At 60.6% G+C, this 16,182-nt stretch carries 13 protein-coding genes; 8 read left to right on the top strand and 5 right to left on the bottom strand.

The genetic code is table 11. From position 1 onward, the window contains the following. Positions 1-49 precede the first annotated feature (49 nt). From G5380_RS09930 to proX, 6 genes are all read left to right on the top strand, one after another. Complete coding sequence (locus tag G5380_RS09930; RefSeq protein WP_421352701.1) at positions 50-847, top strand: threonine/serine exporter family protein; 798 nt, start codon at positions 50-52, stop codon at positions 845-847. Further along, the gene (locus G5380_RS09925) at positions 844-1,311 is read left to right on the top strand and encodes a threonine/serine exporter family protein (protein ID WP_026035076.1); all 468 of its coding nucleotides are present in this window, start codon (positions 844-846) and stop codon (positions 1,309-1,311) included. The genes G5380_RS09930 and G5380_RS09925 overlap by 4 nt, the downstream gene beginning before the upstream one ends. Positions 1,312-1,329: 18 nt before the next feature. Further along, on the top strand, positions 1,330-1,821 hold the full coding sequence (gene folA, locus G5380_RS09920; protein WP_421352700.1) for a type 3 dihydrofolate reductase: 492 nt from the start codon (positions 1,330-1,332) through the stop codon (positions 1,819-1,821). A gap of 552 nt (positions 1,822-2,373) precedes the next feature. Further along, positions 2,374-3,570 (top strand): glycine betaine/L-proline ABC transporter ATP-binding protein ProV, encoded by a 1,197-nt coding sequence (proV, locus tag G5380_RS09915; RefSeq protein WP_421352699.1) that lies wholly within the window; start codon positions 2,374-2,376, stop codon positions 3,568-3,570. Continuing rightward, positions 3,567-4,718, top strand: a complete 1,152-nt coding sequence (gene proW / locus G5380_RS09910) for a glycine betaine/L-proline ABC transporter permease ProW (protein WP_216978160.1) — start codon at positions 3,567-3,569, stop codon at positions 4,716-4,718. The genes proV and proW overlap by 4 nt, the downstream gene beginning before the upstream one ends. Continuing rightward, complete coding sequence (proX, locus tag G5380_RS09905; RefSeq protein WP_421352698.1) at positions 4,715-5,716, top strand: glycine betaine/L-proline ABC transporter substrate-binding protein ProX; 1,002 nt, start codon at positions 4,715-4,717, stop codon at positions 5,714-5,716. Before proW ends, proX begins: the two co-directional genes overlap by 4 nt. A gap of 95 nt (positions 5,717-5,811) precedes the next feature. Here the strand turns inward: proX and G5380_RS09900 are convergent, their stop codons facing one another. Genes G5380_RS09900 through G5380_RS09890 form a run of 3 tightly spaced genes read right to left on the bottom strand, consistent with a single transcriptional unit; the run spans position 5,812 to position 10,110 of the window. Continuing rightward, a complete protein-coding gene (locus G5380_RS09900; RefSeq protein WP_115521878.1) occupies positions 5,812-6,606 on the bottom strand; it encodes a phosphoadenylyl-sulfate reductase in 795 nt (264 codons plus the stop codon). Continuing rightward, a complete protein-coding gene (gene cysI, locus G5380_RS09895; protein WP_421208817.1) occupies positions 6,596-8,320 on the bottom strand; it encodes an assimilatory sulfite reductase (NADPH) hemoprotein subunit in 1,725 nt (574 codons plus the stop codon). The genes G5380_RS09900 and cysI overlap by 11 nt, the downstream gene beginning before the upstream one ends. Further along, on the bottom strand, positions 8,320-10,110 hold the full coding sequence (locus G5380_RS09890; RefSeq protein WP_421284075.1) for an assimilatory sulfite reductase (NADPH) flavoprotein subunit: 1,791 nt from the start codon (positions 10,108-10,110) through the stop codon (positions 8,320-8,322). The genes cysI and G5380_RS09890 overlap by 1 nt, the downstream gene beginning before the upstream one ends. 189 nt (positions 10,111-10,299) lie before the next feature. Here G5380_RS09890 and G5380_RS09885 point away from each other — a divergent pair, with 189 nt between their 5' ends. Beyond that, positions 10,300-11,106 (top strand): PhzF family phenazine biosynthesis protein, encoded by an 807-nt coding sequence (locus tag G5380_RS09885; RefSeq protein WP_421208815.1) that lies wholly within the window; start codon positions 10,300-10,302, stop codon positions 11,104-11,106. A gap of 120 nt (positions 11,107-11,226) precedes the next feature. Here G5380_RS09885 and lysS read toward each other — a convergent pair whose 3' ends face one another. Both lysS and prfB read right to left on the bottom strand, forming a co-directional pair. Further along, entirely contained in the window at positions 11,227-12,762 is a 1,536-nt protein-coding gene (lysS, locus tag G5380_RS09880; protein WP_421205090.1) for a lysine--tRNA ligase, read from the bottom strand. A 16-nt stretch (positions 12,763-12,778) separates the two neighbouring features. Next, a protein-coding gene (prfB, locus tag G5380_RS09875) for a peptide chain release factor 2 (RefSeq protein ID WP_100645262.1) occupies positions 12,779-13,877 on the bottom strand; the annotation gives its coding sequence in 2 pieces (ribosomal slippage) (positions 12,779-13,801 and positions 13,803-13,877; 1,098 coding nt in all). A 256-nt stretch (positions 13,878-14,133) separates the two neighbouring features. On the opposite strand from prfB, the gene G5380_RS09870 reads away from it, so the two are divergent. Then, a complete protein-coding gene (locus tag G5380_RS09870; protein WP_319920118.1) occupies positions 14,134-16,005 on the top strand; it encodes a methyl-accepting chemotaxis protein in 1,872 nt (623 codons plus the stop codon). The last annotated feature ends 177 nt before the right edge of the window (positions 16,006-16,182 follow it).

The following is a 16,182-nucleotide window of genomic DNA, read 5'->3' as shown; positions in this document are numbered from 1 at the left end:
AGTTAGGCTAATATGGCCGAAATTTTTATTGCTACGACTCGAAGGGATTATGAGAAGTATCACACCAAGACGGGTGTTGTCGCGGGAGCAACAGACAGAGATCACCCGCATTATCGTCAAGGTGGGTCAGTTGTTGGCCCAGTTCGGGGCGGAGAGCCGGATCATCGAACAGACCACGGTGCGACTGGGGATGGCGCTGGGGCTGGAGAGTGTCGAGATGGCCATCTCTTCCAGTGCCATCGTGCTCACCAGCCTCTATCAGGGGGGCTGTGTTACCACTACCCGGCGGGTGCGCGAACATGGCATCAACATGCAGGTGGTGTGCGAAATCCAGCGGATCTGCATCATGGCGGAGAAAGAGCTGATCGGCGCACGGGAAGTGCGCCAGCGCCTCGAGGCCATTGTCCCCTTCCATTATCACCCCTGGCTGGTGGTGCCCATGGTAGGGCTCTCCTGTGGAGCCTTTAGTCTGCTGTTTGGTGGTGATTGGCCCATCTTCCTGGTGACCTGCTTCTCGTCTGCCGTCGCGATGCGGGTGCGCCAGCTGATGGCCCGCCATCATCACAGTCCGCTCATCAACTTTGCTGTAACCGGCTTTATCGCCACCTTGCTCTCCTCCAGCGCCACCTTCTTCAACTGGGGTGACCAGCCCTATCTCGCCATGGCGGCCAGCGTGCTGTTGCTGGTGCCGGGCTTTCCGCTGATCAATGCGGTCTCAGATATGGTGAAGGGCTACTTCAACATGGGCTTGGCCCGCTGGGGGACTGCAACCCTGCTGACCATCAGTGCCGCCATAGGTATCATTTTGGCCATGTCGGTCACCGGGATCTGGGGGTGGAAAGTATGATGGATTTGCTCTGGCTACTGGCCAAGGATGCCTTCTGGTCCTCCATCCCGGCGGTGGGGTTTGCCATGCTGTTCAACGTGCCACCACGGATGCTGAAGTATTGCGCCATGGGCGGCGCGCTGGCCCACAGCCTGCGTACCTTGCTGATCCACTATGGTATGCCCATCGAGTGGGCGACGCTGGCGGCGGCCACCACGGTCGGCTTTGTCTGCGTCTACTGGTCGCGCCGTCTGCTGGCGCCGCGTCCGGTGTTCAGCGTTGCCTCCATCATTCCGATGATCCCGGGCAGTTATGCCTTCAAGACCATGATTGCGGTGGTAGAGCTCAACATCAACGGCGTGACCATGGAGTTGATCCAGAGTGCGGTGGAGAATGGCCTCAAGGCGCTCTTTATCGTCGGTGCCCTCAGTTTCGGTTTGGCGATCCCCTCTCTGGTCGTGTACCGTAACCGCCCCATAATCTGACAGACGGTGAGAGGCCCCATGAAGATTTCCATGATTGCCGCCATGGCCCACGACAGGGTGATAGGCAAGGACAACCAGATGCCCTGGCATCTGCCTGCCGATCTGGCTCACTTCAAGCGTGTCACCCTCGGTAAACCGGTATTGATGGGGCGCAAGACCTTCGAATCCATCGGTCGACCGCTGCCCGGACGGCGCAATCTGGTGATCAGCCGCAATCCCGACTATCAGGCCGAGGGCATTGAGGTGGTGAGCTCCGTCGAGGCGGCGCTGGCGCTGTTGGCAGGCAGTGACGTGGCCGAGCTGATGGTGATCGGAGGCGGTCATCTCTACGGCCAGCTGCTGCCACGGGCCGACAGGCTCTATCTGACCCGCATCGATCTGGCGGTGGAGGGTGATACCCGCTTTCCGGCCTTCGACGAGGGCGACTGGTCGTGCATCGAGCGCGAGTCACATCAGCCTGACGAGAAGAATCCCCACTTCTACTGTTTCGAAACCTGGCAGCGGCGTTGACGGGCGTTACCGCTCTGGCTGATAGCCCCTTGTGTTGCACAAGGGGCTTTTTTCGCACGGGCTATTTGCCAGAAGCTCCGTGCCAGCAGGCCGATTGTCCAGAGGTGGCAGGGCGATCTCATCGCGGCGTGTGAACGCACCTTCATCCTCTGCTCTGCCCCTCCTCTGCTCCTTTTCTTGTCCCCCAATCTGTCCTCATTGTGACCAATAAATAGTTAGATGTGTAATCATTTGGTCGCTGTTGATTATCTGGATGGCGCGTCACACAGTTACCGTCATTAACCTGCATTTTCTTGCGCTTTTTTGATTGTTTTTGAATGATTTTTCCCAGTGCATCTTCGTTTTATATGGAAGATTTTATGGATAAGACCAGGCTTTGTTCGGTTTTTATTGATAAAAATAACTTTTTAAAATCAATTGTTTATTTTGTGGTTTGCCTTTGGGGACTCTATTGGTCCTTTTGTTTTGGGTGTTTATTGCTTAGTGTAAAAAGCAGTTGGCTCGCGTTCGGCAGGTTAATCACCAAGATGTCGACCATGAAAAAAGGACAGTATGACAGTCAAACTCGAGGTTAAATCACTCTACAAAATCTTCGGCGATCAGCCGGAAAAAGCGTTCAAATTGCTGGCGAAAGGGCATGACCGCGCCAGCATCCTGCAAAAAACCGGGCAGACCCTGGGGGTCCAGGATGTCAATCTGGCCATCGACGAAGGGGAGATCTTCGTGGTGATGGGCCTCTCCGGCTCGGGCAAATCCACCCTGGTGCGTCTCTTCAACCGGCTGATCGAGCCGACCCGCGGCCAGGTACTGATCGATGGCGAGGACATCGCCGCCATTTCCGACAGCGAGCTGCGTCAGGTACGGCGCAAGAAGATCAGCATGGTATTCCAGTCCTTCGCCCTGATGCCGCACCTGAGCGTGCTTGAAAACACCGCCTTCGGGCTGGAGCTGGCCGGTGTGCCGCTGGCGGAGCGCCAGCAGAGCGCCCGCCAGGCGCTCCATAAGGTGGGGCTGGGTCAGTGGATCGATGCTTTCCCCGATTCCCTCTCCGGCGGCATGAAGCAGCGGGTCGGCCTGGCCCGGGCGCTGGCCAACGACCCCGACATCTTGCTGATGGACGAGGCTTTTTCGGCGCTGGATCCGCTGATCCGCACCGAGATGCAGGACGAGCTGCTCAAGCTGCAGGCCAGCCAGCAGCGCACCATCGTCTTCATCTCTCACGATCTGGACGAGGCGATGCGCATCGGCGATCGCATCGCCATCATGCAGGACGGCCAGCTGGTGCAGGTCGGCACCCCGGACGAGATCCTCAACCAGCCCGCCAACGACTATGTGCGCGCCTTCTTTCGCGGGGTGGATCTGGCCAACGTGTTCAGCGCCCGCGACGTGGCCAGCCGCAAGCAGATGCCGCTCATCAAGAAACACACCACCGACGGGCCGGGCAACGCCTTGCGCCAGCTCAAGGAGCAGGAGCGGGAGTTCGGTTACGTGGTGGATCGCCGGCGCCGCTTCATCGGGGTCGTCTCGGTGGAGTCGCTCGGTCAGGCGGTCAGGGCCAAAGGCCGCCTGGAGCAGGCGCTGCTGGCGGACATCCAGCCCATTCTGGCGGACACCGCTCTCAACGAACTGATCAGCCAGGTGGCGGCCGCCCCCTGTCAGGTGCCCGTGGTCGAGGAGGATGGCACTTACCTGGGCCTCATCTCCAAGGCCAACCTGCTGAACACCCTGGACAGGAGTACCCCGGCATGAAGCGGATGAATCCCCATTTTTTACTGAGCGGGCTGCTGGCCCTGGTGCTGCTGGCGAGCCCCTCCCTGCGTGCCGATGAGGCTGCGGTCGACCCCTGGGGGGCCAGTGCGGCCGCCACCGAGGTTGCCGATCCCTGGGGCAGTACCGACACTGAGGCGACCGACTGGCAGAACCAGATCGAGGCGGTCGACACTACCGCCGCCGTCGACTGGCTGGATCCCTTCCAGCAGGCGCTGGTGCCGCTGGATAGCTGGGTCGAGGGCGGCATCGGCTGGCTGGTCGACAACCTGCGTCCCGTGTTTCAGCTGATCCGTGCACCGGTGGAGCTGGCGCTGGGCGGCATGACCCATCTGTTGCAGACGGTGCCCTCCACCCTGATGATCGGCCTGCTGACCCTGATCGCCTGGCAACTGGTGAACGGTCGCATGGCGCTGGGTACCCTGTTCTCACTGGTAGTGGTGGGGCTGATCGGCGCCTGGTCCGATGCCATGGTGACCCTGTCGCTGGTGCTGACCTCGCTGTTCTTCTGCGTGCTGATCGGGCTGCCGGTCGGCATCCTGCTGGCGAGGAGCGAGCGACTGTCGCGCTGGACCCGGCCGCTGCTGGATGCGATGCAGACCACGCCGGCCTTCGTCTACCTCATCCCCATCGTCATGCTGTTCGGCATCGGCAACGTGCCCGGGGTGGTGGTGACCGTCATCTTTGCGCTGCCGCCGATGATCCGGCTCACCATGCTGGGCATTCGCCAGGTACCCGCGGATCTGGTGGAGGCGGCTCACTCGTTCGGTGCCAGCCCCTCCCAGCTGCTGTTCAAGGTACAACTGCCGCTCGCCATGCCCACCATCATGGCCGGGGTCAACCAGACCCTGATGCTGGCACTCTCCATGGTGGTGATCGCCTCCATGATCGCGGTGGGGGGCCTCGGCCAGATGGTGCTGCGCGGCATCGGCCGGCTCGACATGGGGCTCGCCTCCATCGGCGGCCTCGGCATCGTATTGCTGGCCATCGTGCTCGACCGCCTGACCCAGGCGATGGGACAGCCGGATCGCAGCCGTAGCGGCCGCTGGTATCAACGCGGCCCCGCCGCCCTGCTGCTGCGCCTGCTCGGCCGCGACAAGTCAATCGATTACAAAGGAGTAAATGCATGAGGCTTATCACCAAGACGCTGACCCTGGGTTCCCTGCTGTTGAGCTCCCAACTGCTCGGTCCGCTCGCCATGGCCAGCACCGAGCTGCCGGGGGAGGGCGTGCGCGTCCAGCCCCTGCAGAGCTCGTTGCCGGAGGAGAGCTTTCAGACCCTGCTGGTGAGCAAGCTGATGGCGCGCCTCGGCTATGACGTCCAGCCGGCTCAGGAGGTGGATTACAACGTGGCCTACGCCTCGGTGGCGCAGGGGGATGGCACCTTCCTCGCCTTCAACTGGATACCGCTGCAAAACAACAAGTACGAACAGGCTGGCGGCGACAAGGTGTTCTTCCGTGAGGGCACCTATGTGGCCGGGGCCGCCCAGGGCTATCTCATCGACAAGCAGACCGCGACCCAGTACGGCATCACCAACCTGGGTCAGCTCAAGGATCCCAAGCTGGCGGCGCTGTTTGACGGCGATGGCGACGGCAAGGCCGATCTGGTGGGCTGCAACCCGGGCTGGGGCTGCGAAGAGGCGATCAACCGTCATCTGGCCGGCTTTGGCCTGACCCCGACCGTCACCCACAAGCAGGGCAATTACGCGGCGCTGATCGCCGATACTCGTGCCCGTTACCAGGCCGGCAAGCCGGTGCTCTACTACACCTGGACCCCCTACTGGCTCAGCAGCGAGCTGGTGCCAGGCAAGGACGTGGTGTGGCTGGAGGTGCCCGCCGATGGCCCTGATGCGGCCAAGACCCGGCTGCCGAACGGCAAGAACTATGGCTTCCCGGTCAACACCATGCATATAGTGGCCAACAAGCAGTTCGCCGAGGCCAACCCGGCAGCCGCCAGGCTGTTCTCCATCGTCAAGCTGCCGCTTAATGACATCAACGTGCAGAACGGCCTGATGAACAAGGGGCAGAACAAGCCGGCGGACGTGGAGCGTCACACCGACGCCTGGCTCAAGGGCCACGAGGCGCTGGTGAACGACTGGCTGACCCAGGCACGCGCCATCGCCAAGTAATGAGGGGCGGTAGCTCGCTCTTTGCGCAAATAAAAACGCCCGGCAGTTGCTTGCCGGGCGTTTTTTATGGAGGCCGTGCGGGTGGACAGCCTGGCTCAGATGCCGGAGCCGTCGTTCTCGCCGTTCTCCTCGTGCAGGCCGCACTCGCGCTTGAGGCCGAAGAAGCGGGTCTGCTCCTCGCTCATGCCCGGCTCCCACTTGGCGGTGGTGTGGACATCGCCCACCGAGAGGTAGCCCTGCTCCCACAGCGGGTGATAGGGGAGGTCGAACTCCTTGAAGTAGTAGAAGACATCCTTGTTGCTCCAGTCGATCACCGGCAGGAACTTGAAGCGGCCGCGCTGGATGCCCAGCACCGGCAGCTTGCCACGGCTACCGGATTGCTCCCGGCGCAGGCCGGAGAACCAGGTCTGGGCCCCCAGCTCACGCAGGGCGCGGTCCATCGGCTCCACCTTGTTGAGCTGGTTGTAGCGGGTGATCCCCTCCACGCCCTGCTCCCACAAGAGGCCAAATCGCGCCTCCTGCCAGGCTGGGCTGAGCTCGGCCCGGTAGATCTTCAGGTTGAGCGCGAGGCGCTCGGTCAGCTCGTCGATGAAACGGTAGGTTTCGGGGAACAGATAACCGGTATCGGTCAGCACCACGGGCACGTCGGCCCGCTCGCGGCTTACCAGATGGAGCATCAGCGCCGCCTGAATGCCGAAACTGGATGAGAGCACATGCTCCCCCGGCAGATTGGCCAGGGCCCAGCGCACCCGCTCGGGGGCACTCATGGTATCCAGCTCCCGGTTGAGGGGCGCGAGTGCCTCGACTTGCTCCTCACGGCCGAGGGCCAGCAGCGCCTGCAGGTCAAGGCGGCCATCTTCAGTGACATTAAGCGGCTGATTAAGCGGCATAGAAGTCTCTCGCAGAGTCGATAACGGGGGCAATTACCCCAACCCGGATCACGAAGTCGCCGAAGCACTCACCCTGATTTCGCTCGGTGGCCCAGCGGCCGATCAACGCGTCGAGTTCGGCCAAAATCTGCGGCTCGGTGATGTTCTCCTGATAGAGGCGCGGAATGCGGGTCCCCTCCAGATTGCCCCCCAGATGGAGGTTGTAGCGGCCGGGCGCCTTGCCCACCAGACCCACTTCCGCCAGCATGGCGCGGCCGCAGCCGTTGGGGCAGCCGGTGACCCGGAAGATGATGGCGTCATCCGCCAGCCCATGCTTGGTGAGCAAGCCCTCGATGTCGGTGACAAACGCTGGCAGCATGCGCTCCGCCTCGGCCATCGCCAGCGGGCAGGTGGGCAGGGCCACACAAGCCATGGACTGCTTGCGCTGCTCGCTCACGCCGTCATCCAGCAGGCCGTACTGGCGCGCCAGCCCCTCGATGCGGGCCTTCTCGCTGGCAGGTACCCCGGCGATGATCAGGTTCTGGTTGGCGGTCAGGCGAAAATCCCCCTGATGCACCTTGGCGATCTCCAGCATGCCGGTTTTGAGCGGCTTGCCCGGGAAGTCCAGCAGGCGGCCATTCTCGATAAACAGGGTGAGGTGGTGCTTGCCGTCGATCCCCTCGACCCAACCGAAGCGATCGCCCCGGCTGGTGAACTCATAGGGGCGAACCGGCCCGAACTGGATGCCGGCGCGGCTCTCCACCTCGGCCTTGAAGGCCTCGACACCGACGCGCTCGAGGGTGTACTTGGTCTTGGCGTTCTTGCGGTTGACCCGGTTGCCCCAGTCGCGCTGGGTGCTGACCACGGCGGCCGCCACCTCCAGCACGTGGGAGAGCGGAATAAAGCCAAAGTCGCTCGCCTTGCGCGGGTAGGTGCTGGTGTCGCCGTGGGTCATGGCGAGGCCCCCGCCCACCAGCACGTTGAAGCCAACCAGCTTGCCATGCTCGGCAATGGCCACGAAGTTGAGATCGTTGGCGTGGATATCCACGTCGTTGTGAGGCGGGATCACCACAGTGGTCTTGAACTTGCGCGGCAGGTAGTTGGAACCCAGGATCGGCTCTTCGTCACCCCCCAGCTTCTCGCCGTCCAGCCAGATCTCCACGTAGGCGTGGGTCTTGGGCAGCAGGTGCTCGGAGATCTTCTTGGCCCACTCGTAGGCCTCCTGATGCAGCTCGGACTCCACCGGGTTGCTGGTGCAGAGCACGTTGCGGTTTACATCGCCTGCGGTGGCGATGGAGTCGATGCCGGTGCTGTTGAGGGTCTGGTGCATCAGCTTGATGTCGCGCTTCAATACCCCGTGGAACTGGAAGGTCTGTCGGGTGGTAAGGCGGATGCTGCCGTACAGGCTGTGCTCTTCGGCGAACTTGTCGATGATTTGCCACTGGGCCGGGGTGATGATCCCACCCGGCAGGCGGGCACGCAGCATGACGTTGTGCAGCGGTTCCAGCTTCTGGGCGGCGCGCTCCGGGCGGATGTCACGGTCATCCTGCTGATACATGCCGTGAAAGCGGATCAGCTGGAAGTTGTCGCCGTTAAAGCCGCCGGTGAGCGGGTCCTGCAGATCCTGCTCTATGGTGCCACGCAAGAAGTTGCTCTCGCGCTTGAGGCGTTCGTTGTCGGCCAGCGGCCCTTCGACCGGTCCCGCTTTTGGGTGAGAAAGAGGTTGTTTGCTCATCAATAGACATCCCTTTGATAACGTTTGGCACGACGCAATTCGCTCAAATACTCTTCTGCTTCCTCACGGCTCTTGTGGCCGTGTTCGGCAATTACATCCAGCAGGGCCTCCTGCACATCCTTGGCCATTTTGTTGGCGTCGCCACACACATAGAAGTGAGCGCCTGCTTCCAGCCACTGGTAGAGCTCAAGCCCTGCCTCGCGCAGGCGGTCCTGCACATAAATCTTGTTGGCCTGATCCCGGCTGAAGGCTAGCGAGATCTTCGACAGCAGCCCCGATTTCACATAACGCTGCCACTCCACCTGATAGAGGAAATCCTGGGTAAAGTGGGGGTTGCCGAAGAAGAGCCAGTTCTTGCCTTCCGCGCCCTGAGCTTCCCGCTCCTGCATAAAGGCGCGGAACGGGGCGATGCCGGTGCCCGGGCCCACCATGATGACGGGGGTATCTGGGTTGGCAGGCAGGCGGAAGTTGTCGTTGTGCTCGACAAACACCCGCACCTCGCCATCCTCAATCAGCCGATCCGCCAGATAGGAGGAGGCGGCGCCAGAGCGCACAGTGCCATCTTCCTGCGGGTAACGCACCGCGCCGACGGTCAGGTGCACCTCCTCTTCCACTTCGCTCTGGGCGGAGGCGATGGAGTAGAGGCGCGGGGTGAGGGGGCGCAGCAGGCCAACCAGCTGCTCGGCCGTGAGCGCGGTCGGGAAGCGTTTCAGTACATCCACCACTTGGGCAGAGGCGACCAGTGCATTGACCTGGGCCTTGTCGCCAGCCAGATCTTTCAGCGCCGCATTATCCGATATGTCAGCGAGCCCTGTGATAAAGCCGCCGTGCAGCCGGGTCAGTTCGAAGTGACTGGTCAGGGCCGCGCGCAAGGTGCCGTGGGCCGTGGCTTCATCGCCAGAGAGGCCGGTCAGGGCCAGCACTTCGCCCACCAGTTCGGCGTCATTGTCGAACCAGACACCGAGGGCATCACCCGGCTGATAGGTAATGCCGGAGTCGGCCAGATTGATCTCGATATGGCGGATATCCTTGGTGGAATCCCGGCCAGTGATCTTCTGATTGACCGACAGGCGTGCAGGGAAGGGGTTCTCCTTGCTGTACTGGCTGTGGCCAACCGCCTGCTGCACCGCGCTGGCTACGCTGCTGCTGGCCGCTCCGGTAGAGAGGGTTGCGGTGATGGCGTTGAGTGCCTGTTCGCCCCACGCCTTGGCTGCATCCTGATAATCCACATCAAGGCTGGCGAGCTCATAAATGCGCTCGGCTCCAGCGGTGGCGAGGAAGTTGTCAAAATCTTTGCCGGTCTGGCAGAAAAATTCGTAGGAGCTGTCACCCAGCCCCAGCACCGCGAACTTGAGGCCGTCCAGTTTGCCAACCTTGCCTTTTTTAAGCTGCTCGAACAGATCGACGGCGCTCTCCGGCGGTTCACCCTCCCCGTAAGTGCTCACTACCACCAGCAGGTGGCTCTCTTTCTTGAGCTGCTTGGGTTTGTAGTCGGCCATCGACGCTAGGGTGACGGGTAGGCCGAGGGCCTCTGCCTGCGCCTTGATGGCAGTGGCGACACCTTTGGCGTTGCCGGTCTGGGAGCCGTAGATAATGGTCAGGCTGCCGCTGGGTGCAGCCACGGCGGCGCTGGTTGCAACGCTCTGCTGACCGGTCTGGGAGAGGCCGTAGAGATATCCGCTCACCCAGGCCAGTTGCTGGGTATTGAGAGTCGAGAGTACCTGGCCCAGCTGACGTTGCTGCTCGTCAGAGAGGGGGGAGAGGTTGAATGGGGAATCCTTCAATTGCATCACACGCGTCTTCCATGGTCTGATTTTTGGCCAGATTAAAGGGCGTGTTGGATAACAACAAAGAATAAAAATGTCTTCTTTATTCTATTAATGCATTAAAGGGGCAGAGGTACGCCTGTTCCCGCAGCAAAAGAGGGGCGTGGTATAAAGGGCGTTAAATGAGAGCCACTTGATAACACAGGAAGTGCCATGTCCAATATCAGATTGTTTCATGTCAATGCGTTCAGTCGGCAGCCCCTTGGTGGCAACCCCGCAGTGGTTGTATTGGGACCCGCCCTGCCGGATGCCAGCCAGCTGGCGATGGCGGCCGAGTTCAACCTCTCCGAGACAGCCTTTCTGGTACAACTTGGCAGAGCCCATTATCAGTTGCGCTGGTTCACGCCGAAAGTCGAGGTTGATCTCTGCGGTCATGGCACCTTGGCGGCTGCTCATGTGTTGTGGCAGACAGGGGCGGTAGCTGCACACGAGACTATCCGCTTCGAGACCCGTAGTGGTGAGCTGCTGGCCCAGCGCGAAGATGAGTGGATTTGGCTCGATTTTCCGCGTGTCGCATTGACTCCACTGACTCTGGACCTCGCCTATGCTGCCGCGCTCGGCTGCCAACCAAGACAAACCCTGGCGGCCGGGGCCAAGTTCTTGCTGGAACTGGCAAGTGAAGAGGAAATCCGTGCGCTTTTGCCAGATTTTCATGCTCTGGGTGCTTTGCCGGGACGGGGGGTGATAGTGACGGCGCCCTCAAACGACCCGAACCATGACTTTGTCTCCCGCTATTTCGCCCCTTGGGTGGGCGTCGATGAGGATCCGGTCACTGGTTCCAACCACTGCGCTCTGGTGCCCTTCTGGGCCGAACGGCTTGGTAAACGGCAACTGCGGGCCCGTCAGATTTCGGCCCGTGGTGGTGAGTTGCGGCTTGAACTGCAGGAGGCGCGGGTACTGATGGCCGGTCAGGCCGTCACCTTGTGGCAGGGAGAGTGGCTGCTACCGCCAGCCTCATAAGCGGTAAGCATTCGTCAATTGTTGTGAGCATTATAAAAAAACGCCCCGCAGTCGCGGGGCGTTTTTATGGGCTATCACGCTCGGGATTGACCCAAGGGATTTAGCTGGCTTCTGTGGGCCTTACTTCTGCGGACGCAGGGCAGGGAACAGAATAACGTCACGGATGGTGTGGCTGTTGGTGAACAGCATGACCAGACGGTCGATACCGATACCCTGACCGGCCGTCGGCGGCAGGCCGTGTTCCAGTGCGGTGACGAAGTCTGCGTCGTAGAACATGGCTTCGTCGTCGCCAGCTTCTTTCTGATCAACCTGATCCTGGAAGCGCTTGGCCTGATCTTCTGCATCGTTCAGCTCGGAGAAGCCGTTGGCCAGCTCGCGGCCACCGATGAAGAATTCGAAGCGGTCGGTTACGTCCGGGTTCACGTCGTTGCGGCGAGCCAGCGGAGAAACGGCAGCCGGGTACTCGGTGATGAAGGTCGGTTGCAGCAGCATGTGCTCCACGGTCTCTTCGAAGATCGCGGTGATCACGTGGCCCAGCTCCCATCCCTTCATCAGCTCGATGTGCAGACGCTTGGCAACGGCCTTGGCGCTCTCCAGGGTAGCCAGATCGTCCAGAGTTACGTCCGGGTTGAACTTCAGGATGGACTCGACCATGGTGAGGCGCTGGAACGGCTGACCGAAATCGATGGTCAGGCCCTCTTCGCCCTCTTTGGCGTAACGGATCTTGGTGTTGCCCAGAATGTCTTGCGCCAGGGTGCGCAGCAGCTCTTCGGTCAGGTCCATCAGATCGATGTAGTCGGCGTAGGCCATGTAGAACTCGATCATGGTGAACTCGGGGTTGTGACGAACCGAGATACCTTCGTTACGGAAGTTGCGGTTGATCTCGTAGACACGCTCGAAACCACCGACCACCAGACGCTTCAGATAGAGCTCCGGAGCGATACGCAGGTACATGTCGATGTCCAGCGCATTGTGGTGAGTGACGAACGGACGCGCGGAGGCACCACCAGGGATGACTTGCATCATCGGGGTTTCCACTTCCATGAAGCGCTTTTCGTTGAAGAACTTGCGGATACCGGCAACCACCTGGGTGCGGATCATGAAGGTCTTGCGGGACTCTTCGTTGGCGATCAGATCCAGGTAGCGCTGGCGGCAGCGAGCTTCCTGGTCGGTCAGGCCCTTGTGCTTCTCGGGCAGCGGACGCAGTGCCTTGGTCAGCAGGCGGATATCGGAAACGTGAACGGAGAGCTCACCGGTCTGGGTCTTGAACAGGGTACCTTCGACACCCACGATGTCGCCCAGATCCCACTTCTTGAACTGCTCGTTGTAGAAACCTTCCGGCAGGTCGTCACGGGTGACGTAGACCTGGATCTTGCCGGCCATGTCCTGCAGGGTGGCGAAAGAAGCCTTGCCCATGATCCGGCGGGTCATGATGCGACCGGCAATCTTCACCCGTTTACCCAGGCTCGTCAGCTCCTCGGCGCTTTTGTCGTCGAACTCTGCGTGCAGATCGCCAGAGAGGCTGTCGCGACGGAAGTCGTTGGGGAAAGGATTACCCTGGGCGCGCAGGGCGGCCAGCTTGGAACGACGCTCGGTCATCTCGTTGTTGAGTTCGAGAGTTTGGTCGACTTCCGGAGTGATGGTTTGTTCAGACATGGTGATTCCTGCTTGTTTACAGACCTGATTTCAGGCTGGCTTCGATAAACTTGTCCAAGTCACCGTCGAGCACCGATTGGGTATTACGGGTTTCGACGCCGGTGCGCAGATCCTTGATACGGGAGTCATCCAGCACATAGGAACGGATCTGGCTGCCCCAACCGATATCAGACTTGGTCTCTTCCAGGGCTTGTTTCTCAGCGTTCTGCTTCTGAATTTCCAGCTCGTAGAGCTTGGCTTTCAGCTGCTTCATACACTGGTCTTTGTTTTTGTGCTGGGAACGGTCGTTCTGGCACTGTACCACGACACCGGTCGGAACGTGGGTAATACGTACCGCGGATTCGGTTCGGTTAACGTGCTGACCACCGGCACCGGAGGCACGGTAGACGTCGATCCGCAGATCCGCCGGGTTGATCTCGATATCGATATCGTCGTCGATCTCGGGGTAGACGAACACAGAACAGAAGGAGGTGTGACGGCGGCCACCGGAATCGAACGGAGACTTGCGAACCAGACGGTGTACGCCGGTTTCGGTACGCAGCCAGCCGAATGCATATTCGCCGGTGAACTTGATGGTGGCGGATTTGATACCAGCCACGTCGCCTTCGGAGCATTCAATCAGCTCGGGCTTGTAGCCGTGGGCATCGCCCCAGCGCAGGTACATGCGCAGCACCATGTTGGCCCAATCCTGCGCTTCGGTACCACCGGAGCCGGATTGAATATCGATATAGCAGTCGGAGCCGTCGTGCTGGCCGGAGAACATACGGCGGAACTCGAGGTCCACCAGCTTGGCTTCCAGCTGTTCGGATTCGGCGATGGCTTCGTTGAAGGTCTCTTCGTCTTCCCCTTCCACGGCCAGGCTCACCAGCATCTCGACGTCATCCACGCCCTGGGTCAGGGTGTCGATGGTGCCGACCACGTTTTCCAGCGCGACGCGCTCTTTGCCCAGCGCCTGTGCGCGCTCGGGTTCATTCCATACGTCCGGCTGTTCCAGCTCGGCGTTGACCTCTTCTAGACGCTCTTTCTTGGCGTCATAGTCAAAGGTACCCCCTAAGAAGCTCGGTCCGCTCAGACAGCTCCTTAAGTTTATTTAATACGGGATTAACTTCGAACATCGTGAAAACTCTCAGGGTCGATGTGATTTAAAAACGGGATATTCTAGCCAATTGTGGAAGGAATAAACAGGGTTGCCTTGGCTTGTGCGGCTCATGCCGTCAATTTCTGGTGCACTTTTCTCCACCTCGGTAGAAAATATCGCCCGCAGACCCATTTTCAGGTTCAGTTTTGGCCATTCGGGTCGCTAATGACTACGTGTAGTGTTGTGCAATTCAGGGAAAAACCCGCTCCTCACCTCAATAAGAAGAACACATGATGAAAAACCTGTCACTCAAGCAGAAGATACTGTTGTCAGTGGTGATCGCCCTTTCGTTGGTGATTTTGTTGCTCTCCTGGCAGAGCTATAGCAGCCAGAAGTCCCTGTTGCTGCAAGGCAGCCAGGAGCAGTTGCAACGGCTGGGTACCCAGCAGGCCGAGCGTGTCAGCGACTGGCTCGCCGCCCGTCGCGACGTGATCCAGGCGCTCGGCAACAAGGCCGGTGCCGACCCCCTCAATGCCTTGCAACAGGCACAAGTTTCCGGCCGTTTCCAGCTCACCTATTTCGGTGAGAGCAGCGGCAAGATGAATGACTCCGATCCCTCCATCAACCGCGATGGCTACGACCCGCGCTCCCGCGGCTGGTATCAGGAGGCGATGAGCAAAGGTGGCCTGATTGTCACCAAACCCTATCTCGATGTGGCTTACAACATCATGGTGGTGACCCTTGCCCAGCCGGTTTCTGGCGGCGTCGTCGGTGGTGACCTCTCCATCGCCTCGCTGGTGGAAGACGTGACCAAGATGCAGCTGCCTGCCGACGGTTTCGCCATCATGATGCACAAGGATGGCACCATCATCGCCTACAAGGATGCTGCCAAGGCGATGAAACCGGCCAGCGAGATCGACAACGATCTGACCAACGCGCTGATCGAGCAGAGCAAGTCGAGCAAAGAGCTGGTGCCAGCTTATTTTGACAACGAAGGTCGAGACAAGCTGCTGTGGGCGGCCGATATCCCCGACACGGATTGGGAACTGGTGCTGGTGCTGGACAAGGCCGCGCTGGAAGCGCCGCTCTCCTCCCTGCTGATGACCCAGCTGGGCATGGCGCTGCTGGTGCTGGTGGGTAGCATCCTCGCTATCTCCTGGCTGGTCAGCATGCTGCTGGGCCCGCTCACCAAGGTCTCCCAGGCACTGGCTCGTATTGCCGATGGTAACGGCGATCTGACCCAGCGCATCAAGATCGACGCCAACGACGAAGTGGGCCAACTGGCCAACAGCTTCAACCGTTTCGTCGGCAGCCAGCATCAGCTGATCGGCAATATCCGTCAGCTGGCCAACGAGTTGAACGCCGATGCCGAGCGCAGTCTGGTGACCAACCAGGCCGCGGTGGACGAGCTGCAGCGTCAGCAGCAGGAGGTGACCATGGTCGCCACTGCGGTCACCGAGATGGCGAGCGCCACCATGGAGATCGCCGGCAACGCCGAGAACACCGCCGCCGCTGCCCAGCAATCTGCCCAGAGCAGTGAGCAGGGCAAGATGCTGGTCAACAAGACCCGCCAGTCCATCAATGGTCTGGCTGAAGAGGTGGGGCAGGCGACCGAGGTGATCGGCGAGCTGAGCCGTCACGCGCAGGCGATCACCAGCATTCTCTCCACCATTCAGGGGATTGCCGAGCAGACCAACCTGCTGGCGTTGAACGCGGCCATCGAAGCGGCCCGTGCTGGTGAGCAGGGTCGTGGTTTTGCGGTGGTGGCTGACGAGGTGCGGGTGCTGTCTCGCCGTACTCAGGACTCCACCCAGCAGATCCAGTCCACCATCGAGACCCTGCAACAGACCACCGCCCGCGCGGTGAGCCTGATGCAGACCAGTCAGGGGCTGGCGGACAACAGCGTGCAGGATGCGGATCAGGCGGTGCGCGCACTGGAAGAGATCACCAGTGCCATCTCCCTCATCTCCGACATGGCGGGCCAGATCGCCACTGCCGCTGAGGAGCAGACCCAGGTGACCGGCGAGATCACCCAGAACACCACCGCCATCAAGGATGTGAGTGACGAGATCACCGCCGCCGCCATGCGCGATCTGGATCAGGCCCAGAGTCTCAAGGGACGGGCAGCTGACCTTAACCAGCAGGTGTCGACCTTTATCCTGTAAGGTGCAACTCTCGGCCTGTTCCGGCTGAGATAAAAAAGCCCCGCCCTCTGTCGAGTGCGGGGCTTTTTGTTGTTCGGGGAAGTGCGGGATATAGGGATTCCGGGTTGCTCGCGGGTCACCCTGGTGGCGGATACGAGCTCCGGCTCTGCCTGCGTCACCTGGCGAGTCGATAACAAA

This window comes from Aeromonas sp. 604443, assembly GCF_049170315.1.
Lineage (GTDB): Bacteria > Pseudomonadota > Gammaproteobacteria > Enterobacterales > Aeromonadaceae > Aeromonas > Aeromonas veronii_A.
Note: the sequence above shows the minus strand (reverse complement) of the source record. Positions and strands in the feature narration are given on the sequence as shown.

Coding starts and splice junctions, on each gene's coding strand:
- G5380_RS09930 (WP_421352701.1), top strand. CDS start 50: ATGAGAAGTATCACACCAAGACGGGTGTTGTCGCGGGAGCAACAGACA.
- G5380_RS09925 (WP_026035076.1), top strand. CDS start 844: ATGATGGATTTGCTCTGGCTACTGGCCAAGGATGCCTTCTGGTCCTCC.
- folA (WP_421352700.1), top strand. CDS start 1,330: ATGAAGATTTCCATGATTGCCGCCATGGCCCACGACAGGGTGATAGGC.
- proV (WP_421352699.1), top strand. CDS start 2,374: ATGACAGTCAAACTCGAGGTTAAATCACTCTACAAAATCTTCGGCGAT.
- proW (WP_216978160.1), top strand. CDS start 3,567: ATGAAGCGGATGAATCCCCATTTTTTACTGAGCGGGCTGCTGGCCCTG.
- proX (WP_421352698.1), top strand. CDS start 4,715: ATGAGGCTTATCACCAAGACGCTGACCCTGGGTTCCCTGCTGTTGAGC.
- G5380_RS09900 (WP_115521878.1), bottom strand. CDS start 6,606: ATGCCGCTTAATCAGCCGCTTAATGTCACTGAAGATGGCCGCCTTGAC.
- cysI (WP_421208817.1), bottom strand. CDS start 8,320: ATGAGCAAACAACCTCTTTCTCACCCAAAAGCGGGACCGGTCGAAGGG.
- G5380_RS09890 (WP_421284075.1), bottom strand. CDS start 10,110: ATGCAATTGAAGGATTCCCCATTCAACCTCTCCCCCCTCTCTGACGAG.
- G5380_RS09885 (WP_421208815.1), top strand. CDS start 10,300: ATGTCCAATATCAGATTGTTTCATGTCAATGCGTTCAGTCGGCAGCCC.
- lysS (WP_421205090.1), bottom strand. CDS start 12,762: ATGTCTGAACAAACCATCACTCCGGAAGTCGACCAAACTCTCGAACTC.
- G5380_RS09870 (WP_319920118.1), top strand. CDS start 14,134: ATGAAAAACCTGTCACTCAAGCAGAAGATACTGTTGTCAGTGGTGATC.